General features: G+C 39.4%; 19 protein-coding genes, 1 pseudogene and 1 CRISPR repeat array. Of the genes and pseudogenes, 17 read left to right on the top strand and 3 right to left on the bottom strand.

From position 1 onward, the window contains the following. Positions 1-2 precede the first annotated feature (2 nt). A complete protein-coding gene (locus JCM15457_RS08265) occupies positions 3-773 on the top strand; it encodes an SDR family NAD(P)-dependent oxidoreductase (protein ID WP_034989145.1) in 771 nt (256 codons plus the stop codon). Positions 774-1,458: 685 nt separating this feature from the next. On the opposite strand, the gene JCM15457_RS12660 is transcribed toward JCM15457_RS08265, so the two are convergent. Then, on the bottom strand, positions 1,459-1,587 hold the full coding sequence (locus JCM15457_RS12660) for a YibE/F family protein (RefSeq protein WP_152537303.1): 129 nt from the start codon (positions 1,585-1,587) through the stop codon (positions 1,459-1,461). Between the two features lie 304 nt (positions 1,588-1,891). Between JCM15457_RS12660 and JCM15457_RS12665 the strand changes: the two are divergent. The 12 genes and pseudogenes from JCM15457_RS12665 to JCM15457_RS08320 form a co-directional block, all read left to right on the top strand. Then, positions 1,892-2,080: pseudogene (locus tag JCM15457_RS12665) on the top strand (transposase); the annotation flags it as partial. A 174-nt stretch (positions 2,081-2,254) separates the two neighbouring features. Continuing rightward, positions 2,255-5,032 (top strand): CRISPR-associated helicase Cas3', encoded by a 2,778-nt coding sequence (cas3, locus tag JCM15457_RS08275; protein ID WP_152537298.1) that lies wholly within the window; start codon positions 2,255-2,257, stop codon positions 5,030-5,032. Next, entirely contained in the window at positions 5,025-6,722 is a 1,698-nt protein-coding gene (locus tag JCM15457_RS08280; protein WP_034989150.1) for a type I-E CRISPR-associated protein Cse1/CasA, read from the top strand. The genes cas3 and JCM15457_RS08280 overlap by 8 nt, the downstream gene beginning before the upstream one ends. A 17-nt stretch (positions 6,723-6,739) precedes the next feature. Continuing rightward, a complete protein-coding gene (gene casB, locus JCM15457_RS08285; RefSeq protein ID WP_034989153.1) occupies positions 6,740-7,366 on the top strand; it encodes a type I-E CRISPR-associated protein Cse2/CasB in 627 nt (208 codons plus the stop codon). A gap of 2 nt (positions 7,367-7,368) precedes the next feature. Beyond that, positions 7,369-8,442, top strand: coding sequence for a type I-E CRISPR-associated protein Cas7/Cse4/CasC (gene cas7e / locus JCM15457_RS08290; protein ID WP_034989264.1), 1,074 nt, complete (start codon positions 7,369-7,371; stop codon positions 8,440-8,442). Next, a complete protein-coding gene (gene cas5e, locus JCM15457_RS08295; RefSeq protein ID WP_034989157.1) occupies positions 8,423-9,136 on the top strand; it encodes a type I-E CRISPR-associated protein Cas5/CasD in 714 nt (237 codons plus the stop codon). Before cas7e ends, cas5e begins: the two co-directional genes overlap by 20 nt. Before the next feature lie 14 nt (positions 9,137-9,150). Beyond that, the gene (gene cas6e, locus JCM15457_RS08300; RefSeq protein WP_034989160.1) at positions 9,151-9,822 is read left to right on the top strand and encodes a type I-E CRISPR-associated protein Cas6/Cse3/CasE; all 672 of its coding nucleotides are present in this window, start codon (positions 9,151-9,153) and stop codon (positions 9,820-9,822) included. A gap of 3 nt (positions 9,823-9,825) precedes the next feature. Beyond that, the gene (gene cas1e / locus JCM15457_RS08305) at positions 9,826-10,779 is read left to right on the top strand and encodes a type I-E CRISPR-associated endonuclease Cas1e (protein WP_034989163.1); all 954 of its coding nucleotides are present in this window, start codon (positions 9,826-9,828) and stop codon (positions 10,777-10,779) included. Further along, positions 10,776-11,660: a type I-E CRISPR-associated endoribonuclease Cas2e gene (gene cas2e, locus JCM15457_RS08310; RefSeq protein ID WP_034989165.1), complete on the top strand. Its 885-nt coding sequence runs from the start codon at positions 10,776-10,778 to the stop codon at positions 11,658-11,660. The genes cas1e and cas2e overlap by 4 nt, the downstream gene beginning before the upstream one ends. Before the next feature lie 29 nt (positions 11,661-11,689). After that, positions 11,690-12,696: a CRISPR direct-repeat array (repeat unit 28 nt; unit sequence GTATTCCCCGCGTATGCGGGGGTGATCC). A 358-nt stretch (positions 12,697-13,054) separates the two neighbouring features. After that, the gene (locus JCM15457_RS12535; RefSeq protein WP_268870129.1) at positions 13,055-13,186 is read left to right on the top strand and encodes a hypothetical protein; all 132 of its coding nucleotides are present in this window, start codon (positions 13,055-13,057) and stop codon (positions 13,184-13,186) included. 361 nt (positions 13,187-13,547) lie between these two features. Then, positions 13,548-14,924, top strand: coding sequence for a DUF2252 domain-containing protein (locus JCM15457_RS08315; RefSeq protein ID WP_034989166.1), 1,377 nt, complete (start codon positions 13,548-13,550; stop codon positions 14,922-14,924). Between the two features lie 123 nt (positions 14,925-15,047). Beyond that, on the top strand, positions 15,048-17,582 hold the full coding sequence (locus JCM15457_RS08320) for a M1 family metallopeptidase (protein WP_034989168.1): 2,535 nt from the start codon (positions 15,048-15,050) through the stop codon (positions 17,580-17,582). A 262-nt stretch (positions 17,583-17,844) separates the two neighbouring features. Here JCM15457_RS08320 and JCM15457_RS08325 read toward each other — a convergent pair whose 3' ends face one another. Next, positions 17,845-19,053: an NAD(P)/FAD-dependent oxidoreductase gene (locus tag JCM15457_RS08325; RefSeq protein WP_034989170.1), complete on the bottom strand. Its 1,209-nt coding sequence runs from the start codon at positions 19,051-19,053 to the stop codon at positions 17,845-17,847. 381 nt (positions 19,054-19,434) lie between these two features. Between JCM15457_RS08325 and glpK the strand changes: the two genes are divergently transcribed. The 4 genes from glpK (at position 19,435) to JCM15457_RS08345 (ending at position 25,127) form a co-directional block, all read left to right on the top strand. Then, positions 19,435-20,952, top strand: coding sequence for a glycerol kinase GlpK (gene glpK, locus JCM15457_RS08330; RefSeq protein WP_034989172.1), 1,518 nt, complete (start codon positions 19,435-19,437; stop codon positions 20,950-20,952). 18 nt (positions 20,953-20,970) lie between these two features. Continuing rightward, positions 20,971-22,833 (top strand): type 1 glycerol-3-phosphate oxidase, encoded by a 1,863-nt coding sequence (glpO, locus tag JCM15457_RS08335; RefSeq protein WP_034989173.1) that lies wholly within the window; start codon positions 20,971-20,973, stop codon positions 22,831-22,833. Between the two features lie 9 nt (positions 22,834-22,842). Continuing rightward, positions 22,843-23,559 (top strand): MIP/aquaporin family protein, encoded by a 717-nt coding sequence (locus JCM15457_RS08340; RefSeq protein ID WP_034989175.1) that lies wholly within the window; start codon positions 22,843-22,845, stop codon positions 23,557-23,559. Positions 23,560-23,906: 347 nt separating this feature from the next. After that, complete coding sequence (locus JCM15457_RS08345) at positions 23,907-25,127, top strand: acetate/propionate family kinase (RefSeq protein ID WP_034989176.1); 1,221 nt, start codon at positions 23,907-23,909, stop codon at positions 25,125-25,127. A gap of 402 nt (positions 25,128-25,529) precedes the next feature. On the opposite strand, the gene JCM15457_RS08350 is transcribed toward JCM15457_RS08345, so the two are convergent. Continuing rightward, positions 25,530-26,948 carry an anion permease gene (locus JCM15457_RS08350; RefSeq protein ID WP_152537299.1) on the bottom strand — a complete coding sequence of 473 codons (1,419 nt, stop codon included), beginning with the start codon at positions 26,946-26,948 and terminating at the stop codon, positions 25,530-25,532. Positions 26,949-26,954 lie beyond the last annotated feature (6 nt).

Genomic DNA, 26,954 nt, shown 5'->3' on the forward strand with positions numbered 1-26,954 from the left:
GAATGTTTAGAGAATTAGAAGATAAGCTCGTTCTTGTTGTTGGAAGTTTTCAAGGGATAGGTAAGGCTGTTGTGACAACATTCCTTGCAGAGAATGCAAAAGTAATTGCAGCTGATGTTGTTTATGAAAATGCAGACCTCAAGGAACTAGAAGAAAGACTGTATACTGTCAAATTGGATGTCAGTGATGAAGAACAAGTTGAAGATTTATTTACACGACTTGAGGACAGAGGGCTAGTTCCAGATATATTGGTGCATGTTGCTGGAATTTCGACGATGGATTATTTGACAGAAAGTAAGAGCTCGGATTTTCAAAGAAATTGGGAAGTCAATACTCGCGGCTTTTATTTGACAGCCAAGCACTATACCAGACTTCTTAAAGCTAAAGGGAAAAAGGGCAAAGTTATTGTGGTCGACTCCCAAGCCGGTAAGAACGGTTATCGAGCGATGGCTGCTTATGTTGCATCCAAACATGCTGTTCTAGGCTTGGTTAAAACATTAGCGCTGGAAGTTGCTGAAGATAAAATCAATGTCAATGCGGTCTGCCCAGGCATAATCGAAACTGGGATGAAACACAGAGAGAGAATCGAAGGTGGTAAAATACGAGGGTTGACTCCAGAAGAAGTTCAAGCTGAAGATAATAGTCAAGTACCCTTAGGCAGAACAGGTACTCCGCAGGATGTTGCAAATGTTGTTTTGTTTTTAGGCAGTCATTTGTCCGATTATATGACGGGGCAGGCAGTTAATGTCACTGGCGGAATGACGATGAATTAAGCAAGTAGCGTTTTTAGCTTTGAAACTGGGGATTTGATTGATGCACTAATGGCATTACTTAAACACAGTACCTAAGTGCCTTGATCTTCTGCGATGCAATTTATGATTAATTTGGCAAATCTTGATTTTGTTACCTTAATTAACTTTGTACGATACAGTATTTTATGGGAAAATCAATTCATTTTCGAATTGGTTTTCTTTTTTTATTTGAATCGTAAATTCAATTCTAATTTGAGTGTAAAAATGTGAGCAGTTTTTGTAGCCGTATGCAGTGCGTTTGATTTGTTTATTTTTTCTGCGTTCCGCCAAGGAATAGTTACTTTGAAAGTGCTTTTTGATATTTCGATTAAGTCGGTCAGGCAAAGTAGAAACTAGCCGATTTGTATCGACATCAATGGCAATAAAACTCATCTGATGACAATACAGCGGTTGGTAAGGTAAGTAAGGCTGTCTTGGTCTGAACCGCTAATGAATCAAGCCCTCGAGTGACTGCTACTGGTGAAAATTTCTCCGCGATATCAGTAATGCTACGATCTTTAGTAAGTCGTAAAATAATCATCTGCTTGGTATCTTCCGAGATCTGACAGTGTGATTTAACTAGCGATATTGCGGCACTAAAAGTATGTTGTCCTCTTTTACACAAGTAACGTTGTTTAAGAAGTCCTTCTTACTCTAGCATCATTAGTCAAATAAGTGTAGGAATAGAGAGTGTTACGCCGATTATTGAAATAATTGTCAGTAAAAATTCAACGACAAAGATTTTGTTATTGAGAAATTCACCAAATGTATAATTAAGACGGATAAACCAAATAATAAGACGAAAAAATTACCGAAAAACCCCAAAAAACAAAGTGTTAAAATCTGTTGCTATTATCTGTTTTCCAATCACCATTCATATCAGCAATTATGATGTCATTCTTTTTTAGGCTATGTAAACTAATAAATAATTGTTGGCCGCTGCCAACGTCTATATAAGTGTGTAAAAGATAAATGAACTTTTAAAGTTGAATAAATATATTTAAGTCACTGATTATGAATGATTGGAAATTGTCTAGAGTAAATGAGATGGTTGTACAATAATTGAGCGTTTACGGACGCGTGTGTACACTCTTTTTTAAGTACCTAGAACATGCGATGGCAAGTTTTCTCGAACGCTGTTTGAGAGGTACCTGCGAAATGAGGAAGATTTACTGAATTCTATGCTTGAAATGTATGTTTCAAGTGTCTATACGCGCAAAGCTTCTAAAATTGTTGAAGAACTCTGTGGAAAGTTAGTATCGAATTTTTTCGTTCCTACCCTAATTGAATAGCTAGAACTTATGGTCAAAAAATGGCTCAACTCTATAAGAAATTATATTAAGTTTGATTGGTAAGAAACTTTTAAAAATCTTAGTGTATTTTACACAGAACTATGGCCTTGACTATGCTAATTAATATATAATAATTACATGAAATAAATTTACATATGCAGGTGATGATTTTTGATTTCTTTATCAAGACAGGTGACGACTCTGTGGGCCAAAAAGCGTTCCAAAGAAGGTGAACATTATTGGTTACCATTAATTGCACATTTACTCGACACGCAAAATACTATCAACTGGCTTTTTAACCACTGGTTTAGTGAAGGGCAAAGACAACTACTTGCACAACGGTCAAGTGAGGAAAATATTGAAAAACTGGTTAAATTTCTTGGGTTTATCCACGATATTGGTAAAGCAACACCTGTGTTTCAAGTGAAAAGATCTTTTGATGGTGATAGTGAATTAGATATTGAACTATTGGAAAAACTCGTTAAAAACGGTTTTACAGGATTAGATGAGTTAATTTTAGCAGCACCTCAGGAATCTCAGCATGCACGCGCAGGAGAAGCTATTTTAGACCGTGAAGGTGTTCCTGAATCAATTACTGCAATCATTGGTGCCCATCATGGTAAACCAGAGGAAAGCCCACAGGACAAACAGATTGCAACTTATACTGCAAATTACTTACAAAGGGATGTTGGAAAAAGCTTTGCAGATAAGAAAATTCAGGAAAATTGGGAACAAGTGCAGAAGACTCTTTTTAAGTATGGATTGAATTTATCTGGCTACGAATCAGTCGATGAAATCCCAGACATTAATCAACCTGAGGCTGTTCTATTAGAAGGTCTGCTTATCATGGCCGATTGGCTTGCTTCAAGTGAATATTTAGGAAATGAGACCGCAGTACCGCTATTTCCACTGATTAGTATTGATCAAACTTTTGTAGAGTTAGATATGAAAAAGCGATTTAGAAGTGCCATGATGGCGTGGTATCAGACGGGAGAATGGGTACCAGATCAGATCGATACCAAAGATGACCCTTATAGGAAGTATTGGGGATTTGATGCACGACCAGTGCAACAGATTATGACAAAAGCGATAGCTGATACAAATGATCCTGGTGTAGTGATTATAGAAGCCCCTATGGGTTTAGGAAAAACTGAAATCGCTCTTTTAGCTGCCGAGCAATTAGCGTTTAAAACTGGACAAGATGGCTTATTTATGGGATTGCCAACTCAAGCAACAACGAACGCAATGTTTGCAAGAGTGGAGGATTGGCTGGAAGTATTGGCTAAAATGCAAGATGAGAACTTCGCTATTAAGTTAATGCATGGTAAAGCTGAATTCAATGAGGATTATCGACAAATCCCTAATGCGTCTAACATAGATGATGAAGGTGCGGTAGTTATCAATAATTGGTTTTCGGGTAAAAAGTCAATCTTAACTAAATTCACCGTTGGTACTATCGATAATTTGCTCCTGATGGGGCTTAAACAAAAACATCTCTTCTTAAGGCATCTGGGATTTAGCGATAAAGTTGTCATTATTGATGAAGTCCATGCATATGATAGTTATATGAATCAATATCTATACAAAGCAATCGAGTGGCTAGGGGCGTATCACGTTCCTTTGGTAATTTTATCTGCAACCCTTCCCAAATTAAAGCGCAACGCACTGTTAAAAGCCTATTACAAGGGAAAATATGGAAAACATTTTAAAAAGAACGTTATTGCTCCAATTGGATGGCAGAACCAGCGGGCGTACCCCTTACTTAGTATTCTTGATGATAAAGAAATTAAGCAAATAACTGATTTTAATGATCAAAATAATCAGAAGTCTGTCGAACTCCAAGTGAAAAGACTTCAAGTGGCTGATACAGAAGTAATTCAAATCGTTTTGCAAAGAATACGTGGTGGTGGTATTGCAGGTATTATCGTTAATACTGTTAAACATGCGCAGGTATTGGCCAAATTGGTACCGGACGATGTTAGGTTAATGGTGCTGCACTCGGCATTTTTAGCAACGGATCGTGTGCTCCTTGAGAAGACACTTGAAAGGACTATCGGAAAGAATGCTGACCGGCCACATAAAATGATTGTGATTGGGACACAGATTTTGGAGCAATCATTAGATATTGATTTTGATGTCCTGTTCACTGACGTTGCACCAATGGATCTTTTGCTTCAACGGGCAGGGCGTCTACATCGACACCGTATCAAACGACCTAGGATGTTAAAACAACCACGGCTCTATGTTATGGGGATTAATGAATTCGGCGATTATGGTTCTGGAAATGAATCGATATATGAAAAGTATCTTTTAATGAAGACAGACCATTTTTTAAGTGATAAAATTCAGTTACCAAATGATATTTCAAGTTTGGTGCAAAATGTTTATGACAATAATACAGATAGGGAAGTTGAACAATTAACTGAGGCACGAGATAAGTTTGATACTGACTTACAACGCGAAGAGAAAAAAGCAGAGGTTTTTCAAATTAATGATCCTAATTTAGCGGTATCCGCGATGGACGATGACATGACGATTCATGGTTGGTTAAGCCGAGGACAGAACCATGTTGATACTGACGAGCGGAAAGCAGCTGCCGCTGTCCGTGATATTCAGGAGACATTAGAAGTTATCTTAATTCAACATCTTGAAACGGGCGATTTTTTGATGGACGGGCAAAATTTAAGAGAATGTTCACCTATTAAAATTGCCCAGCAAGTTGTCCAAATTCCAGCAGCTATTACGCCAAATTACAAAATAGACCAAGTGATTTCTCAACTTGAAACACAGACAAGTCATTATTTTTCGGATTGGCAAGATAGTTGTTGGTTAAGAGGGGCATTAGCGTTGATTCTTGATAAAAATTTTTCAGGAGAATTGAATGGCTGGAAACTACATTATTCCCCAATACTAGGCTTAAGTTATGAAAAGGAGGATGAAGATGAATAATCAAGTCTTTAATTTAGTTACCGACCCATGGATTAAAGTGATTGATAAAACAACAAATCAAGATAAAGAAGTATCCCTTACTGAACTATTTGAGAACGCACAGCATTATAGACGACTAGCAGGGGAAATGCGGTCACAAGATTTAGCTATCTTACGCTTTTTATTAGCAATTTTGACAACTGTTTATTCAAGAGTTGACGCTGACGGCGTAGGATACGAGTGGCTGGAAATTGATACAGAGACCTTAAAAATAATCAATTCAGTTGATGAGGACGACTATGACCAAAGCGATTTGCAAGAAACTTGGCAACAACTATTTCAGCAAGGCCATTTTTCAAAAATTGTGACTCAGTATTTAAAACGACACCAAAAACGGTTTGATTTATTTGGTGAGCAGCCTTTTTATCAGGTGACAGCGGATGAGTATGATGCTGTGGTATCTGAAAAGAAGAAGGTTGCGACGGGCTCTGGTACAGTTTCAGTTAAACAAATCAACCGCCTTATTTCAGAAAGTAATAATACACCAGATATTTTCACACCCAAAACGGATGGCAAAAAAAATCAAGTTTTGTTAGATGAATTAGTACGCTGGTTGATTATGTATCAAAATTTTACTGGCGTAACTGACAAAACAAAGGTTGACACCAATGAAAAATTTTCGACACCATCAGGATGGCTGTATAAATTAAATCCGGTTTTTGCAAATGGAGCTACCTTATTTGAAACTCTAATGCTAAACCTTATTTTATTTACTAAAAAAGAATATGTTGCTCAAAAACCAGTTTGGGAATACGAAAATCTCCAAGACTATGTAGCAAACCGCAAAAAATTAGTTTTACCAGATGATTTAGCAGGACTGTATACTGCATGGTCACGAGTGTTGCATATTGAATGGGATGAGCAAAATCAGCCAACTATTTTCAGTGCAGGATTGCCAATGTTTAGCAACAAAAATGCTTTTGTTGAACCGATGACGACTTGGAAACCAGATTTACAAGGAGGCACAGAAGATTTTAAGCCAGCTGTAAAAAGTACTCGTTCTCTGGGGATTGCAATGTGGCGCAATTTTGGTCAATATGTCAATGTTGACAAGAGTACACCTCATGAACCTGGAATAGTTTCATGGTTACACATCCTGGAGAAAAAGGGCATGCTAGCATCAAATCGACGACTAAATCTAGCAACTGCTGTTTTGGTAAGTGACGGTAATGCTACATCTCAGGCGCCTGTCGCAGAAATAGCTGATGATTTGGTTGTTAAAGTGGAGGTATTATTTGATACTGAAGGGACACATCGTTGGCCTGAACGAATTGAAAATATTATTGATCTGACACAACAAATTGGTAAAGATTATTGGCAATTTGTTGTAAATATGGGTCAGATTCGAAATCTTGATTCTCGTCAATTTGCGAGCCAGTACAGCGCTAAGTTCTATGATCGATTAAATGAACCATTTAAACAATGGCTAGCAGGATTATCAAACGATGACAATCGTGATGAGAAAGAGCTTGAGTGGCAACGAACTTTAAAAAAAATTGTATTACGGTCGGCAGAAGAATTTATGAATTCAAGTACTTCAAGAGATATTAAAGGTATTACGGCTATTAGGAAGGATAAGTCAGTTATTCAGAACATTTTTACGTCAAATAATGATTTGAGGTATAACTTGAAACGACATTTAAACCTCTAGGAAGAGTGGTCAAATATATGAGAAATTCAATTGTTATCTCTGTTAATAATATCCTTTGTAATTTGTACAGGAATGGGAATATCAATAAAGCAGTTCTTGCAAGTGCGAGACACGCCGTATCTATGGTAAGCCCACAAGCACAATCAGTTTGGCCAATAATGATGGCAGAACTGCAGAAGCCAATGTTGAGTCAAAATGGTGAACCAACATATGCGGAAATAGCGACCTATGCGGCAGTCCGACTATATGCGATTCATCAACAAAGCACCGATACTTGTGTTTATTCACCATCGTTTAATCAATACAATAATGAGAAGTCAGAGGGCATTTCGTTATTCGCGGCTTTAGCTAGTTTACGACAAAGTGACGATGCTAGAGCTGCGTTAGACAGGCGGGTACAGCTACTGCTTGCGACAACGAATGTTAATAGTGTTATTAATTCACTTACACATTTGGTTGCCATTCTTAAAGTTAGTCAACGAACATGTAAAATTGATTACGCTCGTTTGGCAGATGATCTTTTTCATTTTCAAATGAGCTACGAACAGGCTAATCGAGTCCGATTGAATTGGGGACGCCAATATTTTTATTCAATTAGTAATAGTAAATCCAGAAAAACACAATCTGAAGGGAAGAAAAATTAATGATTACTCCAAATTTATACATTGACTTACATGTTTTACAGACTGTACCTTCTTCAAACCTCAACCGTGACGATACAGGTGCACCTAAAACTGCATTGTATGGTGGTGTAACTCGAGCGCGGGTTTCCTCACAGAGTTGGAAGCGCGCAGTTCGTCAAGGATTTAAAGCTGAAGATGTAACAGCTGGTGTTCGGACAAAAGAAGCTGCTCAATTATTAATTGACCAGTTGATGAAATTAGATGAGGACCTAGGTGATAAAGATGCACTCAAAATGGCAATTGAAGTCTTCAAAGCTGCGGGTGTCAAAATTGATAAGAAAACAAATGAGACGGGTGCACTGCTTCTAGTTAGCCGCGGTCAAATTGAAAAATTAGCTCGATATGCACTCAGCAATGCTGATCTAAGCAAGAAAGAAATTAAAAAAGTTTTAAAGAGTGACCAATCTCTCGATCTTGCATTATTTGGACGTATGGTAGCCGATAATCCAGAATTAAATGTCGACGCTTCTACTCAAGTAGCGCATGCTATCTCTACGCATGAAGTTGTTCCAGAATATGATTACTTTACTGCTCTAGATGATTTACAACCTAAGACTAATGCCGGGGCTGCAATGCTTGGTAGCTTAGAATTTAACTCATCAACCCTCTATCGCTACGCAAATGTGAATGTAAATGAACTGATACATAATATGGATATAGATAGTGCAATAATTGGTGCAGTCGCTTTTATTAAAGAATTTCTGTTGACGATGCCATCAGGAAAGCAGAATACATTTGCTAATAAAACGTTACCTAGTTATGCCATGATTAACCTTCGTACTGACACGTCAGTTAATTTAGTTTCTGCTTTTGAAGAACCAGTAAAATCAAAGAATGGTTATCTTAAAAAATCTATTGAAAGATTTGAAAAAGAATTTGAGATAAGTGGGCAGTATCTTGATAAGCCAGAATTAAATGTTGTTCTGAGCAAATTTGAAACGAATACCGGTGTAAGGGTTGCTAATTTATCAGAGTTGTTGCAACGAGTTACTGATGGACTTAAAGAGGCGATACAAAATGAAGACGTTAACGATTAAATTAAATGCACCTTTGCAATCTTTTGGCAATGAAGCTACATTTGCCCGTCGGACTACTTGGAAATATCCTTCCAAAAGTGCTGTTATCGGAATGCTATCAGCAGCAATGGGTTACCGGCGTAATGATTCACGAATTGCTGATCTTAATACGTTAAAGTTTGCAGTCCGCATTGATCAACCTGGTCAAACAATGACTGATTATCAAACTGTTGAATGGAAACTCAGTACGCGAAAAATAACCTATCGTGATTATTTGCAGGATGCTATTTTTGTAGTAGCAATTGGGAGTGAGGACGATCAATTAATTGACACCTTACGAACAGCACTTCGACACCCAAAGTTCCAGTTGTTTTTTGGTCGTCGGGCCAATGCTCCGGCTGGGCCGCTTCAACTACATTTAATTAACCATCAAAATCCAGTTCAAGTTTTGAAGGATTTTAAGTGGCAGGCATCTAAGTGGTTTCGTAAAAAAACTAAAAAAGAGTCTGTCAGTCTTGAGATGATTGCAGATGCTGAGCTATTACCGGATTCTAAAGTGAGGCCTGAGTTAGTAAAAGACCGTGTTATTTCGCTTGACCAGCAGTATCGGCAAATTGGATTTCGAGCTGTTTCACGCACGCAGGTTCAACTCAACAATGATAAGTTTAAAAAACAAACAGTAGATACTAACCATGATGTTATGAATTTTCTCTAGAGAGGGGTCGCTCTATGTACTTATCAAGGGTCGAAATAGCAACTAAAAATCGACAAAAAATTAAGGATCTAACACATTTGGGCGCTTATCATAATTGGGTTGAACAAAGTTTTCCAGATGAAATCAACCTCGGTGAACGAAAGCGTCATCTGTGGCGGCTTGATCAGTTAGCAGGTAAAAATTATTTGCTAGTATTAAGTGAAAATCAGCCGGATGAAGGGCAATTGGAAAAATATGGTGTTTCAGGCACTGTTAAAATCAAATCTTACAATCGATTTTTGGATGCAATTAAAATTGGTGAAATAATGCGATTTAGATTAACTGCTAATCCAAGCTATTCTGTTTTGCAACCAGGTAAAAAACGTGGACGAGTGTATCCACACATTACTGTTAAACAACAGCGCCAATGGTTAAATGAAAGGTCTGAAAAAGCGGGATTTAAACTTATTCGTCAACGCTTGTTGAATAGTGAAGGTGATGATGATGGTTTTGCTTTTGATATCGTCTGTCGTGATCATCCAGTTCTGTATCGTGAAAAGGGACACGTTATGAGATTGAGCCGCGTAACATTTGAAGGTTTGTTACAAGTTCGGGATGTAACTGTATTTAAGGAAACCCTTATCAAGGGATTAGGCCGAGAAAAGGCTTTCGGTATGGGATTAATGACAGTGATTACCGAGGTGTAAGCAATGGGTAAGAAAATAGGTGCAAAGAAACCTGAGCGGTCTGAATTGGGGCGGGTAAGAGACCGACTGACTTTTCTTTATTTAGAGCATGCAAAATTAAATCGTCAAGATAGCGCTATCATTGCAATAGATAGCAGGGGAACAGTGTGTGTTCCGGCGGCAGTTGTCAGTGTTTTAATGCTTGGGCCGGGTGTTGACGTAACTCACCGTGCCATGGAATTGATTGGCACATCAGGTATGGGCGTCATTTGGGTCGGCGAATATGGTGTAAGACAGTATGCTTATGGTCGTCCATTAAATCATGCTTCAACACTGTTAGAAGCTCAAGCAAGATTAGTTTGCAATTCAAAGACCCGAATAGCAGTTGCACGGAAAATGTATCAAATGCGTTTTAAGGGCGAGGACGTCTCTGATTTATCTATGCAAGAGTTAAGAGGAAAAGAGGGGGCAAGAGTTCGTCGAGTTTATCGGGAGCAGTCGAAGAAATCGAAAGTAGACTGGTCACGTAGAGAATATAATCCAGATGATTTTAATGCAGGTACACCAATCAATAAGGCATTGACTGCAGCACATCAAGCTCTCTATGGATTAAGTTACAGCGTTATTTCTGCTCTAGGTGCCTCAGCAGGATTGGGGTTTGTGCACACGGGACACGATTTATCTTTTGTGTATGATTTTGCAGATTTATATAAAGCAAAATATTCAATTCCAATTGCTTTTAAAATGACAGCAAAGTTCGGTAATGATAAGAATATTGCCGCTAAAACACGCTTAGCAATGCGAGATGCTTTTAAAGATGGAAATCTTTTATCTCAAATGGTTGTAGATTTAAAATATCTTCTAGGTGAAGCAAATTTGGAAGAAAATGTTGAGTCTCTAAGCCTTTGGGATGATAAGCTTGGGTTACAAAAGATGGGTGTTCAATATCATGAGATTGAAGAGGATGAATCGGTATGATAGTGATTACTTTAACTAAAGTTCCTAACTCTCTTCGGGGTGATTTAACCAAATGGTGTCAAGAAATTCAAACCGGTGTTTATGTTGGCAATGTTAGTGCTAAAATTCGTGATGGACTATGGGATAGAATAATGCGCGATATTGGGAATGGGCAAGCAACAATGGCTTATAACACGAACAACGAGCTCGGATATACGTTTAAAACAACTCGTTCAGACCGTGATGTGATAGATTATGATGGAATCCCATTAATGATGCATTTGGTTGTACCCAATAAGGCAGTTAAACATGGCTTTAGCGATGCAGCAAAACTTCATAAAGCTAAAGTAATGTCACATAAGAGGCTAGAAGTAACGGATAAATTGGAGAAAGTTTTAAGCGAGTCAGTTGTATCGCTAGATATTGAAACAACAGGTCTAGATGTTACGAAAGATCAAATAATTGCTATTGGTGCAGCTAAAAAAAACAGTTGTTTTTATTCTTTGATTAAGTCGAATACCATAGTACCCAAAAAGATATCTGATTTGACGGGTTTAACTTCCACGATTTTGTCAGACGAAGGTGTGGATCTTAGAGTGGCACTAGTCCAATTGAAAAAATTTATTGGAAGTCTACCGATAGTAGGTTATAACGTTCATTTTGATGAAGCTTTCTTGGAAAGGGGATATAAAGACATTCAAGAACCTTGTTTATCAAATAAAATAGTTGACTTAATGCCTGTGATTAAAAAGACAAATAAGTTTTTGGATAATTATCGTCTCAAGACGGTTTTAGAAGACTATAAAATTTCAAATCGTCATCCTCATCGTGCGGATTCAGATGCAAAAGCAACACTTGAATTGGCGATACAACTCATAAAAAAACAGAATTTGAACATTTAAAGATGCCGGTCTAACGGGATTAATTTAGTGTATTCCCCGCGTATGCGGGGGTGATCCCAACAGCGAAATAGTAGGTGGCGCAATTGGTGGGTATTCCCCGCGTATGCGGGGGTGATCCCAAATGGAAGAACAATTTGCCAAGATCCAACCAGTATTCCCCGCGTATGCGGGGGTGATCCTAAAGCTGGCAGATTATTTCAAAGTTAGTATTGGTATTCCCCGCGTATGCGGGGGTGATCCCTATGAAGACATGGTCTACCCTGCTGAAGAAATTGTATTCCCCGCGTATGCGGGGGTGATCCCTTCCCCAATGGCTCTTTGAAGTAAATCTTTTAGTATTCCCCGCGTATGCGGGGGTGATCCTAACGTCTACAGTTGCACCATTTAGTATTCCCGGTATTCCCCGCGTATGCGGGGGTGATCCATACTGGTCGTTCCTCGGCAGTTAGTGGAATGAGTATTCCCCGCGTATGCGGGGGTGATCCTAGCTTCAAACGTTCCACAAGAAGCGCCCACACAGTATTCCCCGCGTATGCGGGGGTGATCCTGTTCCATCATCTTTAACCATATCTGGATCGAGGTATTCCCCGCGTATGCGGGGGTGATCCTATAATCAAGCAAAGTAGTTACCCATCCAGTTAGTATTCCCCGCGTATGCGGGGGTGATCCCAAAGCTAATCATTCTTTTTGGTATTATTATCGGTATTCCCCGCGTATGCGGGGGTGATCCCGCCACCGCCTGCCATTCATAACACCAACTTTCAGTATTCCCCGCGTATGCGGGGGTGATCCTAGCTCTGCTGCTTTGGCACCTCTTCTTGCCTCGTATTCCCCGCGTATGCGGGGGTGATCCTGAAATGCTGATTGTGTTGCAAGGGGCAAATCAGTATTCCCCGCGTATGCGGGGGTGATCCTCTAAGTAGTGATTGCTTAGCAAAAATTGATAAGTATTCCCCGCGTATGCGGGGGTGATCCTGTAATGTTCTTGTGTGTGCTGAAAGTCTGAATGTATTCCCCGCGTATGCGGGGGTGATCCTTGGTTGTTATAGCTTCGTCTTGCACGTCTTAAGTATTCCCCGTACATGAATCAATGTGTCCAAATCTATTGAAGACCGATCAACTGACACCAACACTTGAACTGAAATCGGTCACTGATAAGATGGTTTGTTTAAAGGTAAGTAGGTCATTAGTGAATTTACCATCATGACTTTAGTCGAACGAAAAAGCTGTCATGGGACCATCGATAAAATTTGACAATGACCATGCGGATACTTGCTGTTAAGCACTCAAAAGTATCGTTAAAGACTACAGTTCTAAATTTGCGGACTTGTCAAAAGCAACGGACACAACGACTTATTTTGACCACCCATATTTACCGTGGGAGCGTGAAGTTAATGAAAACTGAAAACAATTTATTCGAGAATTTATTTCCAAAGGCCGTTCCATACGTTAAGTGGCATTGGTTGGAATTCGAGTTTTCCAAGATGTTTCGAATCAACGACCACTCAGTTGTCAATCAGCTATAGATATTCTGTCAGCCTTTGATAGCTAAGCCACTGGTTAGAAAAAGCTTGAAGATGATTGAATTGACAATTCTAAGATTTCAGATTTTTAAAAAATGGGAAGTCAATACTCGCGGCTTTTATTTGACAGGCAAGCACTATGCCAGGTTTCTTAAAGCTAAAGGGAAAAAAGGCAAAATTATTGTGGACTCTTAAGCCGGTAAGAACGGTTATCGAGCGATGGCTGCTTAGGGTGCATCCAAACATGCTGTTCTAGGTTTAGTTAAAACATTAATTAGCGCTGGAAGTTGTTGAAGATAAAATCAACGTCAATGCGGTCTGCTCAGGCATAATCAAAGGTAGTAAAATACGAGGAGTGGTACGCATGATTGAAAAAAAGATCTTGGATATTGATCAAATAAATGTTTCAAAGACAAAAGAAGAATTAATTGAAATCGGCAGAAAGAAGTATCAGGCAGTACCGAGTGAGAAATTGACTGCTTATCAAGACGTTAAAAGAAATGCTGTTAATATTATTAAGTCTGTTGAAAAGAATCTAATTTCCGAGCTTTTGCCATTGCGACGAGAACGAATGCTGAAAAATTCATTTTCATTTTATCGCGGGACAGCTGGTTTGATGGATTTTGATTTAGCTGCACAGATTCATAGTAATATTCCAGTTTTGCTTTGTGGTGATGCACATATTGGAAACTATGGTTTTTATGCTTCACCGGAACGACAGTTGCTGTTTGATCTTAATGATTTTGATGAAGCTAGGATCGGCAACTGGGAAAGCGACCTACGTCGTTTGCTTGTTAGTGTATACCTAGCAGGCAGGGATAATGGATTTAAAGATAAGAAATTACGGAAGTTACTCGGGAAAGTCACTGCGGCGTATCGCGCGGCTATTGCTCAAGCAGGATCAATGAATCTGATGGAACGCTTTCATCTTTCGCCTAAAGTTAGATTGCTAGCAGAAACTGTGCGTGAACAGACCGATGGTGATTTTGAAAAACCGCTAGCAGATATTATTGGGAAGGCAACTAAAAATGATCTGGGCAAGGTGCTCAAAAAATTTACAATGCTGAATTCTAATGGGGAGCGAGTCTTTATTGAAGATACCCCACGGTCTGTTCATGTTTCTAAGAAACAAATGCAAAAATTTACCGTTGCATTTAAAGACTATCGCACAACAGTTCCTGAAAGGATTAAAGTTTTGCTGATGCAATATCGGATTACAGATGTTATTCGACATAGCGTGGGTGTGGGTAGTTTTGGTACCCGCTGTTACCTATTATTATTGACTGCCAATGATAGCAGCCACTTGGTCCTTCAAGTTAAAGAGGCCTTGCCTACGAGAGATTCATTTATTCCACTGAAACTGGATATTGATCTTCATAGAGAAATAGGTGAAGGTAATCGGATCATTAAGGCACAGAAAATAATGCAGTCTGCCTCAGATCCATTTTTAGGAAGTATGAATGTTGGACAACGCAGTTATTATGTGCGGCAATTCAGAGATATGAAAGGTTCATTTGATCTTGAAAAAATGGGATGGCAAGGATATAAACTTTATACAGAAGTCTGTGCATTGCTTCTGGCTTTCAGCCATTTTCATAGTCCAACTGCACCGATAATTCAAGGTTATCTTGAAGAAGCGGGGGATGATTTTGACGAGTTAATGGCTGCGTGGACAGTTAAGTATGCACAGCAAGTTAGTGATGATTATAAAAAGTACAAGAAGTATGTCGTAGAGAACTAGTAAGCAATGGTCTTTTTGGCCTGTTTACGAGGTGCTTTTTAATGGTTTCCCATTTCAGGATAGTAGCGTCTTATGAATGAAAGTCGTATAATATTTTTATTCTAACAAAGTAGAGGAGAAATTATGGCTGAATTGAAACGCTTTTATAATATGTTCCAACCAACACATTATGATATTTTTTTGGATATTGACCGTGAATCTAAAAAAATTACCGGTAAAACAACGATTACAGGTACGGCTAAAGAGCAAAATATCTCGATTCATCAGAAAGATCTGGAAATACTATCTGTGCAGTTGGATGGTCAAAGTTTGCCTTTTGAGATTGATAACGAAAATGATGCCCTTAAAATTGATTTAGAAAAAACGGGTGATGTTAAGTTAAGTATTGTATACGATGCGCAATTAACAGACACAATGATGGGGATTTATCCATCATATTACACGGTAGATGGTGTCAAAAAGCAGATTATAGGAACACAGTTTGAAACTAATTTTGCAAGACAAGCCTTTCCGTGTATTGATGAGCCTGAGGCCAAAGCGACTTTTGATATAGCTCTTAAATTTGATGAGCATCCAGGTGAAATTACGTTAAGTAATATGCCAGAAATTCGGGTTGTCGATGGAATCCATTACTTTGACACAACTGTTCGAATGTCGACTTACTTGGTTGCTTTCGCTTTTGGTGAACTGCAAAGCAAACAGACAACTACCAAAAGTGGCGTGAAAATCGGTGTGTTTGCGACTAAGGCACATCGGCCTAGTGAATTGGACTTTGGGCTTGATATTGCTAAAAGATCCATTGAGTTTTATGAAGACTTTTACCAAACACCTTATCCATTACCTCATTCTTGGCAGCTGGCTTTACCTGATTTCTCGGCAGGAGCAATGGAAAACTGGGGACTGGTAACGTATCGTGAAGCGTATTTGTTGCTTGACCCCGAAAATACGGCACTTGATATGAAACAGCTCGTTGCAACCGTAATCGCACATGAATTAGCCCATCAATGGTTTGGCGATTTAGTGACAATGAAATGGTGGGACGATTTGTGGCTAAATGAAAGTTTTGCCAACATGATGGAATATGTTGCAGTTGATGCTCTTGAACCTAGCTGGCGTATTTGGGAAACTTTCCAAACCTCAGAGGTTCCAGCTGCGCTGCAGCGGGATGCTACTGATGGGGTACAATCGGTGCATGTTAATGTTGAAAACCCAGCAGAAATTGATGCTTTGTTTGATGGTGCGATCGTGTATGCAAAAGGTTCACGTATGCTGGTGATGGTACGTGCGTTGATTGGTGATGATGCTTTGCGAGCTGGTTTGAAGAACTATTTTGCAGCCCATCAGTTTAGCAATGCGACGGGTGCTGATTTATGGTCCGCTTTAGGTGATGCAGCTGGTATTGATGTAGGTGCTATCATGAATTCATGGTTAGAGCAACCGGGCTACCCAGTAGTAACGGCTAGTGTCGTCAATGGGCAGTTAGTATTGCAACAGCAGCAATTCTTTATTGGCAAGGGTGAAGAAGTAGGCCGCCAATGGCAGATCCCGTTGAATAGCAATTATGCAAAAGCACCGACAATTTTAGCTGAGAAGAAGGTAGAGTTGGGGAATTATGCTGCTCTACGTGAAAGTGCTGGTACACCATTCAGGTTGAATGTAGGTAATAATTCACATTTTATTGTTCGATACGATGACACTTTGCTAACCGATCTTTTGAATGATGCGGACTCTCTGGATGATATTTCAAGGTTGCAACTTTTACAAGACTTGCGTTTGCTGGCAGAAGGAAAACAAGTATCTTATGTTGCTGTTATACCGCTGCTCTTAAAATTTGCAGATAGCCACTCAGCCGTTGTTAACACGGTTTTATATCAGGTAGCAGGCAATCTGAAGAAGTTCGTAACACCTGATTCTGAACAGGAAAAGAATCTGCAAGACTTCTTCAATAAGTTGAGCGCGCCACAAGTTGCGCGTTTGGGCTGGCAAAGAAAAGCTAATGAATCAAATGATGACCAGCTGACACGTCCGTACGTGTTAAATGCAGCTTTGTATGCTAAGAATGCAGCTGCGATTGCTGTAGCGCACGATTTATTCACTGCCAACAGTACGAACTTAGCGTCATTACCAGCTGATATTAGAGTTCTTGTACTGCGTAATGAAGTAAAAAATTTCGGCAACAGTCGCTTGTTTGACGACTTACTGGAAGCATATCGGACAACTTCCGATGCAAGTTACAAAGCAGATATAAATTCGGCTTTGACAAGTACTAATGATCTAGAATTGATTGCACGTTTAATTACCAAATTTAAGGATGCTGAAACAATAAAGCCGCAGGATTTGCGTGCTTGGTTCCGCGGTGTCTTGTCTAATGAAGATGGGCAACAGGCAGCGTGGGACTGGCTACGTGACGACTGGGACTGGCTTGAGAAAACAGTTGGCGGAGACATGGAATTTACGACATTTATTACAGTTATTGCGGGCGTTTTCCGAACAGCAGAACGGCTGGCAGAGTTTAAAAAGTTCTTTGAACCTAAGCTGGAAACTCCAGGTTTGAAACGTGAGATCACAATGGATATTAAAGTGATTGAAAGCCGCGTCGAACTCATTGAACGTGAAAAAGAAGCAGTAAACAAAATGATAGCTTCTATTGTTGAATAATTATTGTTTGGTGAATGTTGGGTACATCAATGAACGTGTGCATAAGTCAGCGGATTTGAAGACTAACTCAAAATTGAAAACACTATGAGTTTGTAGTTATGAACAATTCGAAGTTAGACGAAAAATTTTACTTATAGAACACGTTAATTCGTATATATCGACTTAAAAAAGGAACCTAACTCAAGATTTAATTCTTGACCAAGGTTCCTTTTTTGATAGTTCGAGCAAAAGGGCGAAGACATATATTGTTACTAAAATAGATTTAATTAGCTTTCTCTAACGGTAATAGCGCGTTTAAATCTGTAAAATGCGGTTTCTTTTTCAAAATATTGCGAAAATGATCCAAGTTTATCGCTGCATTCCAGAGTAATACGCCTTGTAGGATATTCTCTTCAAAATAGTAAACGACTTTGCCGTCCGAATGTTTGAGTTTCTCTTCATACATTTCTAAATTTGAGCTGACAGTCCCCAGAGCTTCCCATGAAACATCGAAAACCCAACTGTAGAAGTATGGTGTATGGTCATAAGGAATTATCTTGCCAGCCATATTTTGCCCAGCAATATATCCTGACTTGATAGCATGGTTGACATGGCCTGCGTTCTGACGTCCCAAAATAACATCTGGATAGCAAATAATATCGCCTGCAGCCCATATATCATTTGCAGAGGTCTTTAAATACTTATCAACAACTACCCCGAGGTTGTCTGATTTTAGATGCGCATTTTTTGAAAGAGCGAGATTGGGCTGAGCACCTAATCCTAGAATCAAACCATCTCCTTCAAGAATTGAACCATCATTAAGAAAAAGCTTAACATGATTATCTTCAACTTCGTATTTTTGAGCACGTTTGCGAGAGTATATTTTAACACCGGCAGCAAGGTATTTGTCTTGATACTGTTTGCTTAAGTTCGCTGGAAATTTTTTATCGTAGAGCTGTTCTCCACTGATGACAAGAGAAACTTGAACATCATTTTGGATAAGTCCAGCTGCTATTTCATTGCCAATATAGCCATTACCAACAACGATAACGTGTTTATGAGGACTGCTAAAAGAACGAATTTTACGATAATCAGCTTTAGAACGCAGTGCAACAACTAAGTCACTCTCGGGGCCATTCAGCGTTAGAGCTTTGCTGCCAGTTGCAAGTAATAGCTTGTCGTAACTGAATTTGGTTCCGTCGGTCGTAGTAACAAGGTGCTGCGCTGGAGATATATTTGTTACCTGCGTTTTTAAAAAGAGATTGGCGTTATTTTTTTCTTTGGTATGAAAATTTGTATCATTTTCAGTAAAGTCTGAATCAACCCAAAGTTTTTTACTTAAAGCCGGTCTTGCGTAAGGCTCGTCAGAATCGGCGGAAATGATTCCCAATGATCCTTTGCGGTCAATGGAACGAATGCCTGCAGCTGCTTGGTCAGCCGCCATTCCACCACCGATTAAGAGATAGTTAAAATGCCTGATTTTCTCGGTCATAGATTGTACCCTCTTTCAATGTTTTATTGATAGTGCAACCCTTTGGTTTACAAAAAGTCTTTTGTCTTGATTATAGAGGAGCGGACACAAAAGTTTAAAAAATCTGCTTAAAAATAGCATAGGAAATTTTTTCCATACCGGTAAAATACTCTAAGTTATCAGAAGAATAGTTCAAGCTAAAATAATTCTTTTTAATGGTTAATATAGTATACTTAACTAAAATAATTAATAAATTACAGAGAGCTTCTAAATAAATTAAAAGGCAAAATGATTGAATAAAAATAAATATTGTGTACAATATAAATTGTTATGATAGCGGATACATAACTTCGGAGGGTAACTTTTTTAGCAATTCTCGCAATATTTTAAGGGGGGCTATTGATGGATAATAGATATGTGATGGCAATTGATGAGGGAACGACTAGTACACGAGCAATCATTTTTGATCATGATGGGAAAAAGGTTGCCGATTCACAAAGAGAATTTACACAGTTTTTCCCACATCCAGGATGGGTGGAACATAATGCAAATGAAATTTGGAATGCTGTTTTATCGACGATTGCAACTTCCTTTATCGATTCTGGAATCCATCCGAATCAGATAAGTGGAATCGGTATTACAAATCAACGTGAAACAACGGTTGTCTGGGAGAAAAAAACAGGTTTGCCAATTTATAACGCAGTGGTTTGGCAATCACGTCAAACTAATGAATTGGCTGAAAAGCTTAAGCACGAGGGACACGCAGAGATGATACATCAGAAGACTGGTTTAGTCGTCGATGCTTATTTCTCCGCGACTAAAGTGAGGTGGATACTAGACCAAGTACCTGGAGCGCAAGAAAGAGCTGAGAAGGGGGAGCTGTTGTTTGGAACGATTGATACATGGCTTGTCTGGAAATTAACAGGTGGGGATGTACACGTTACAGACTATACAAATGCATCCCGCACGATGTTATTTAATATTCATAAGTTGGATTGGGATCAAGAAATTCTGGATTTGCTGAATATTCCGCGAGTGATGTTGCCAGAAGTGAAGGGAAACTCTGAGGTATACGGTAAAACAAAAGAATACCATTTTTATGGCAGCTCGATTCCAATTGCTGGAATGGCTGGGGATCAACAAGCAGCATTATTTGGTCAATTAGCGCTAAAAAAAGGAATGGTAAAGAACACCTATGGCACAGGTTCATTTATCGTTATGAATACAGGTTCAGAACCAACGCTTTCAAAAAACAATCTGTTGACAACAATTGGTTATTCAATTGACGGTAAAATTACTTATGCTCTTGAAGGCTCGGTGTTTGTATCTGGCTCAGCCTTGCAATGGTTGCGCGACAGCATGAAGATGCTTAATTCAGCCCCAGAGTCAGAAGAGGCTGCGCTTTCCTCAAAAAGTCAAAATGAAGTTTATGTGGTCCCAGCTTTCACTGGGTTGGGTGCACCATATTGGGATAGTGAAGCACGTGGTGCAGTTTTCGGATTAACGCGCGGAACAACGCGAGAAGATTTTATCAAAGCAACTTTGCAAGCGCTATCTTACCAAACGAGAGATGTTGTTGATACGATGAACAAAGACACAGGACTCAACATCCCAGCGCTTAGGGTTGATGGCGGGGCGGCCAATAACAATTACTTGATGCAGTTTCAGTCTGATTTGCTTAATATTCCAATAGAGAGGGCAAAAAATCTTGAGACAACAGCGCTGGGAGCTGCATTCCTGGCAGGACTTGCCGTTGGTTTTTGGGAGAACACAAACGAGCTGCAACAGATTTTTGAAGTAGGCAGGTCATTTAAGCCAGAGATGGGACAAAAAAAACGTGAGAATCTATATACAGGGTGGAAAAATGCAGTTAAAGCAACACAAGTATTCAAGTTCAGGCCAGAAAATGAAGACGATTAAGGAAGGATGGAAAAGCTAATGGGATTCTCAAATGAAACTCGGCAAGAAAATATTGCACGTCTACAGGATGAGGAGCTTGATCTGTTAGTTATCGGTGGTGGAATAACGGGAGCAGGTGTGGCTGTCCAAGCGGCAGCTTCTGGTATTAAGGTCGGTTTGATCGAGATGCAAGACTTTGCTGAAGGAACTAGTTCACGTTCAACTAAATTGGTACATGGAGGCTTGCGTTATCTAAAGACGTTTGATGTCGAAGTTGTTTCTGATACGGTAAAGGAACGAGCTGTTGTGCAAGGAATAGCACCACACATTCCACGCCCATTTCCAATGCTGCTGCCTGTTTATGATGACCCAGCTTCAACCTTCAACATGTTCAGTTTAAAAGTTGCGATGGATCTTTATGATCGTTTAGCAGGAGTAAATGGTACTAAGTATGCTAATTATACAATTGACAGGGCAGAAGTGATTCAAAGAGAGCCGAACATCAATCAGGAAGGGCTGTTAGGCGCCGGCGTTTACCTTGATTATGTCAATAATGATTCACGGCTAGTCATTGAGAACTTAAAGGAGGCAAATACTTTAGGCGGAATTATTGCAAGTCGCGTCAAAGCTGTGTCTGCGCTTTACGATACCGCCGGAATTATTAAGGGGGTGAAAGCTAAAAATGAGTTGACAGGAGAAAAATTCGATATTCGAGCTAGATTGGTTATCAACACCACAGGCCCGTGGGTGGACCGGGTTTTTGCACTTGACAAAAGCAAGAGCCAAGTTCCAAAAATGCGCCCAACCAAAGGTATTCATCTAGTTGTGGACGAGACACGTTTATCTGTTCCGCAGCCCACCTACTTTGACTCTGGAATGGGTGACGGCCGAATGATCTTTGTCGTACCGCGTGAAGGGAAAACTTATTTTGGGACAACGGATACTGATTATGAGGGTGACTATAGGCATCCGAAGGTTGAAAAGAAAGATGTTGATTATTTATTAAAGGCACTTAACAAGCATTTTCCCAAAACCAGACTTAGCTTGAGGGATATTGAGGCTAGTTGGGCCGGATTGAGACCTTTAATAGCTGGGAACAGCAGCTCTGACTATAATGGGGGTGGTGCAAACGCGGGCAAAGTATCAGCAGAAAGTTTTGCACACTTGGTCAAAACCGTGAGCGAGTTTAATGAAGACGAAGCGACGCGCGCTGATGTTGAGCAGGCAATCAGTCAATTAAGGACCGCGAGAATGGAAACGGCATTGACACCGTCGCAGGTCTCACGGGGTTCGTCACTGGATGTAGGAGAAAATCGGTTGATTACACTATCTGGTGGGAAAATAACAGATTATCGTAAAATGGCTGCGGGAGCAATGAAACTTATTAGAAAAATGTTGAAAGACTATTTTGATGTTGATTCTAATGAAATCGATTCCAAAAAGCTCCAAGTATCAGGCGGACACTTTGATCCAACTAATGTTGAAGACACGATTGAGTTTTATAAAACAATAACAATGGAGAAAGGAATACCTGAAAAAAGAGCACTTGACCTTGCTAATCGCTTTGGTTCAAACACACCGCGTGTTATCGCAAACATTAGTAAAATAGAAATGAAGACAAATTCTACACTCGATCTTGCCGAACGGCTAAGTCTCTATTACGCAGTCAAAGAGGAAATGACCCTGACACCTGTTGACTATCTTCTGCGTCGGACAAATCATATATTGTTCCATGCAGATAAGGTCGGCAAAATAAAAGAGTCAGTTGTTGGAGAAATGGCTGAGATTCTAGGTTGGTCAAGTGAACAAACAGATAAAATGCGTACACAGTTGGATCAAGTGATCTCAGAAACCGAATTGAACTATCTTAAACAAAGCAAGCAAAAACAACTTATAGGGTAGGTGAAAGAGATGAATAGTATTCCAGTTCAAGCATTGGGTGAATTTATTGGGACATTTATTTTAGTATTATTGGGAGACGGAGTTTGCGCGGGAGTTAATCTTACAAAGTCGAAAGCGAACAATTCAGGATGGGTGGTAATCTCGCTGGGATGGGGATTTGCAGTTACAATGGGGATATATACTTCGGCTTTTTTAGGCCCTGCTCATCTTAATCCAGCAGTTACCATTGGAATGGCACTGGCAAATAAATTTCCTTGGTCAGGTGTGCTGCTTTTTATTATTGCACAAATGCTGGGGGCATTTTTAGGAGCACTGTTAGTTTGGGTTCACTATTTGCCTCATTGGCAAGCTACTAAGGACAAAGAATTGATTTTAGGAACGTTCGCAACTGGTCCGGCAATTCGTAATTATTTTGCAAATTTCATGAGTGAAGTTATTGGAACGTTTGTTTTAGTTTTCTCACTTTTGGCATTTACCCGTGGTCAATTTACAGCAGGTTTAACCCCGGTTATCGTGGGAATTCTTATTATTGCGATCGGGCTTTCGTTAGGTGGAACAACAGGTTATGCTATCAATCCAGCACGAGATCTAGCACCGCGTCTAGCACACGCACTTTTACCTATTAAAAACAAGGGTGGTTCTGATTGGAAATATAGTTGGGTTCCAGTACTTGGCCCTGTTGTGGGTGGCATTTTAGGAGCTGTGCTTTTTATAATATTACCGTAACTGCAAGTTGATAAGCGGTATATAAGACAAGGGCGATATTTAAAGCTAGTCGGGTTCTGAACGGATTCAGGACAGTAGACTAGTTTTTTTATTGCAGCAAAACTGGAAAGATTTCTCTTTTAGTGAATATATTTGCAAATTCTTTATTTTGCTTAAATTAAAGTTATCTCTTGGAACGCTTGGAAGTATGCTACTTAAATAAGGCTTTTACAATATATTAAGGAAAAGACATTTGTTTATTATTATTGCTTCTATAGGGTTGACATTATATAAAAAATAGTTATCATTATATTTGTGAAGTAAATCACATAAATTATCAATAATTCCACAATTTTGGAGGAATGATCATGGAGAAAATACTTGCCGTCAATTCAGGAAGTTCTACTCTCAAAATTCGGCTTTTTGCAATGCCATTAGAAAAAAGCCTTGTTAGTATGTTATTTGACCCGATTAACGCTGATTATTGCAATATAACTTTTAAACAAGACAATTTTAAAACTAAACTTCATTTAGATACAGCAATTGATTATACTGAAGCGGTTGAACTAGCACTTAAATTACTAAAGAAATATCAGGTTATTAATGACTTTTCAGAAATACATGGAATTGGTCATCGAATTGTCGCAGGAGGAGAAAAGTTCACCTCTTCAACTGTGATTACAGACAAAGTTTTGCGAGATATTGAGGCATTAGCTGAATTTGCTCCTTTACATAATCCCGCTAATGCAAAGGGAATTCGTGCAACTGCTAGGTTGTTGCCGCATGCACGGCAGGTTGCGGTTTTTGACACGTCTTTTCACTCATCCATGGGAAAAAAGAATTTTTTATACGGACTCCCATATGAATACTATCGTACGTTAAAGGTTCGCAAATACGGAGCGCATGGAACAAGTCATCGTTATGTGGCAATGCAAGCTGCTAAGCTCATCGGGAAACCGTTAACTTCTCTGAAATTAATTACGTTACATCTTGGGGCAGGTGCATCGGTGACTGCTATTAAGAATGGGAAGAGTGTTGATACCTCTATGGGCTTTTCACCAGTTTCCGGCTTAATGATGAGTACGCGTTCAGGAGACATTGATCCCTCCGCCCTGTTTTATTTAATGCATAAGGGAGTGATTAAGAATATTGATGATTGTCTTAACATCTTAAATAAAAAGTCCGGTTTGCTGGGTGTCTCAGAGACTAGTAACGATATGCGCACTTTGGAGAAGAAGGCGTCTGAGGACCCCCAGGCACAATTAGCAATTGAGATGTTTGTGAAAAGGATTGTGGATTATATTGGTGCTTACTGGCTGGAATTAGGAGGTGCTGATGCTTTGGTCTTTACTGGTGGAATTGGTGAAAAAGATGCTGTGATGCGTGAACGCATTGCCAACAAGTTGGAGCCGCTTAACATTTTCAGGGCAGTTGAAGGACAGTGGACTGATGCAGATGAGCTTGATTTTACGGGAAAGGGAAGTAGTGCAAAACTGTTGATGATCCCGACAAATGAAGAATTAATGATCGCACGAGACGTTTTTAGCTTAGACTCCTCACGCGATGACAATAAAGAGCTTTCGCTTTAAGCGGGATAATAAAAGAAACAATTTTTGCCGATGAACAGTAAAGTTTGAATATTAAGTGTGAACTAAAGGCAGTTCATACTTAAATGAAGAAAAGATGGACTTACAAAAACGTTAATTTATACAATGTGAAATTTAAATAGGGGGCTAGATCAAAAGTTAACTTTTGATCTAGCCCCTATGTTTATTTTATATAAACGTGTTCCACAAGTCGGAATCCCCTGCCTGCCTCGAAATACGCATATCAAAATGGTCTCTCTGTGCATAATTTCGCGTTAGCACTCAAATTTTGTCGACTTATGGCACGCTCGCTTATTAACCTCCATATGAGTAATGTATTACGTTCGCAATTTTGCGTTAGTGTGCAGGTTATATAGATTTTAAATCTTTTATCCGCTGGTCTTTTTAGAAAATCCCTATGACTTTCATCCATAATGTTCCGATGCCCAACCAAACCACTAGATAAAATATTCCAAGAATAGCGTTTAAAGTCCACCAGTCTTTTTGAAGTACATACCCCGAGGAGAATAGGATTGGCGCAGGACCATCACTGTAATGTGTGGTTGAAGCAAAAAGATTACCAAAGAAACCAAGCATCAAAGCACCAAGCAGAGGAGGAACGCCGGCAGCTATAGCCACTCCCAACAAAGCAGTGTACATTGCACTGACATGAGCCGTTGCACTAGCAAAAAGATAATGTGAATAAAAGTAGAATAGAATTAAGATCACTAGGACAATCGGCCAGCTAAGACCATGCAAACTGGTGGAAATTGTCTTACTCAACCATGGAATGAAACCTAGAACATTTAATTGGGTGGCCATCATCACAAGGATGGAAAACCACGTCAAAGTATTCCATGCACCTTTTTCCTGCAAAATATCGGACCATGAAAGGACACCTGTTAATAGCAGCAATGAAAGAGCGATAAAAGCTGTTAAAGTCGCATCTATCTTAAATGTTCCGCCTAAAACCCAAAGAATTAATGCAACGACGAAGATGACTGCCATGAAACGTTCAGCTATGGACATATGGCCCATTTTATTTAATTGATCTTCCGCCCATTTTTTGGCGTTAGGGGTCGTTTTGACTTCAGGTGGATAAAGTTTGTAAATCAAAAATGGAACTAAAATCAAAGAGATGATTCCTGGGACAAGTGCCGCTAAGAACCAACCCATCCATGAGATATTAACATGTGCAGCCTTAGCTAAGGACTGAGCTAACGGGTTGCCTGCCATCGCTGTCAAAAACATGGCAGAAGTTATTGTATTACCATGAAATTCGGCAAAGGTCAGAAATGAACCTATTTTTCTTTCGGTTTTATCTTCAGGATTAGAGCCAAACGATCGTGATAAAGAATCAATGATCGGATACATGATTCCGCCGGCTCTGGCCGTATTACTTGGAGTTGCAGGCGATAGTATTAAGTCAACCCCAATAAGAGAATAGGCAAGCCCAAGTGTCTTTTTACCGAACAGCCTGACAAAAACAAGGGCTATTCTCTTGCCGAGCCCAGTTTTGATAAAACCACGTGAGATAAAGAACGCCATGGCAATTAACCAAATGCTATCATTGCCGAAACCAGCAACTGCGGTATCGATTTTTACTTCTCCCGTGATGACAGTAACGGTGAATCCGAGAATAGCAACTGCCCCGATTGGTAAGGGCTGTGTGATACATCCAATGATAGTAGCAACAAAAATGGCAAGCATATGCCATGCTATTATTGAGACTCCAATTGGTTTAAAAGGTGCTAAAAACCAAATGAGCAATCCGACTATAAGCGGCAAAAGAAATTTTTTATAATTTATTTTTTCGATGGTCAATTTTGT

It is taken from the genome of Liquorilactobacillus sucicola DSM 21376 = JCM 15457 (genome assembly GCF_000612445.1).
Classification (GTDB): domain Bacteria; phylum Bacillota; class Bacilli; order Lactobacillales; family Lactobacillaceae; genus Liquorilactobacillus; species Liquorilactobacillus sucicola.

Coding starts and splice junctions, on each gene's coding strand:
- JCM15457_RS08265 (WP_034989145.1), top strand. CDS start 3: ATGTTTAGAGAATTAGAAGATAAGCTCGTTCTTGTTGTTGGAAGTTTT.
- JCM15457_RS08280 (WP_034989150.1), top strand. CDS start 5,025: ATGAATAATCAAGTCTTTAATTTAGTTACCGACCCATGGATTAAAGTG.
- casB (WP_034989153.1), top strand. CDS start 6,740: ATGAGAAATTCAATTGTTATCTCTGTTAATAATATCCTTTGTAATTTG.
- cas5e (WP_034989157.1), top strand. CDS start 8,423: ATGAAGACGTTAACGATTAAATTAAATGCACCTTTGCAATCTTTTGGC.
- cas6e (WP_034989160.1), top strand. CDS start 9,151: ATGTACTTATCAAGGGTCGAAATAGCAACTAAAAATCGACAAAAAATT.
- cas1e (WP_034989163.1), top strand. CDS start 9,826: ATGGGTAAGAAAATAGGTGCAAAGAAACCTGAGCGGTCTGAATTGGGG.
- cas2e (WP_034989165.1), top strand. CDS start 10,776: ATGATAGTGATTACTTTAACTAAAGTTCCTAACTCTCTTCGGGGTGAT.
- JCM15457_RS12535 (WP_268870129.1), top strand. CDS start 13,055: ATGAAAACTGAAAACAATTTATTCGAGAATTTATTTCCAAAGGCCGTT.
- JCM15457_RS08315 (WP_034989166.1), top strand. CDS start 13,548: ATGATTGAAAAAAAGATCTTGGATATTGATCAAATAAATGTTTCAAAG.
- JCM15457_RS08320 (WP_034989168.1), top strand. CDS start 15,048: ATGGCTGAATTGAAACGCTTTTATAATATGTTCCAACCAACACATTAT.
- JCM15457_RS08325 (WP_034989170.1), bottom strand. CDS start 19,053: ATGACCGAGAAAATCAGGCATTTTAACTATCTCTTAATCGGTGGTGGA.
- glpK (WP_034989172.1), top strand. CDS start 19,435: ATGGATAATAGATATGTGATGGCAATTGATGAGGGAACGACTAGTACA.
- glpO (WP_034989173.1), top strand. CDS start 20,971: ATGGGATTCTCAAATGAAACTCGGCAAGAAAATATTGCACGTCTACAG.
- JCM15457_RS08340 (WP_034989175.1), top strand. CDS start 22,843: ATGAATAGTATTCCAGTTCAAGCATTGGGTGAATTTATTGGGACATTT.
- JCM15457_RS08345 (WP_034989176.1), top strand. CDS start 23,907: ATGGAGAAAATACTTGCCGTCAATTCAGGAAGTTCTACTCTCAAAATT.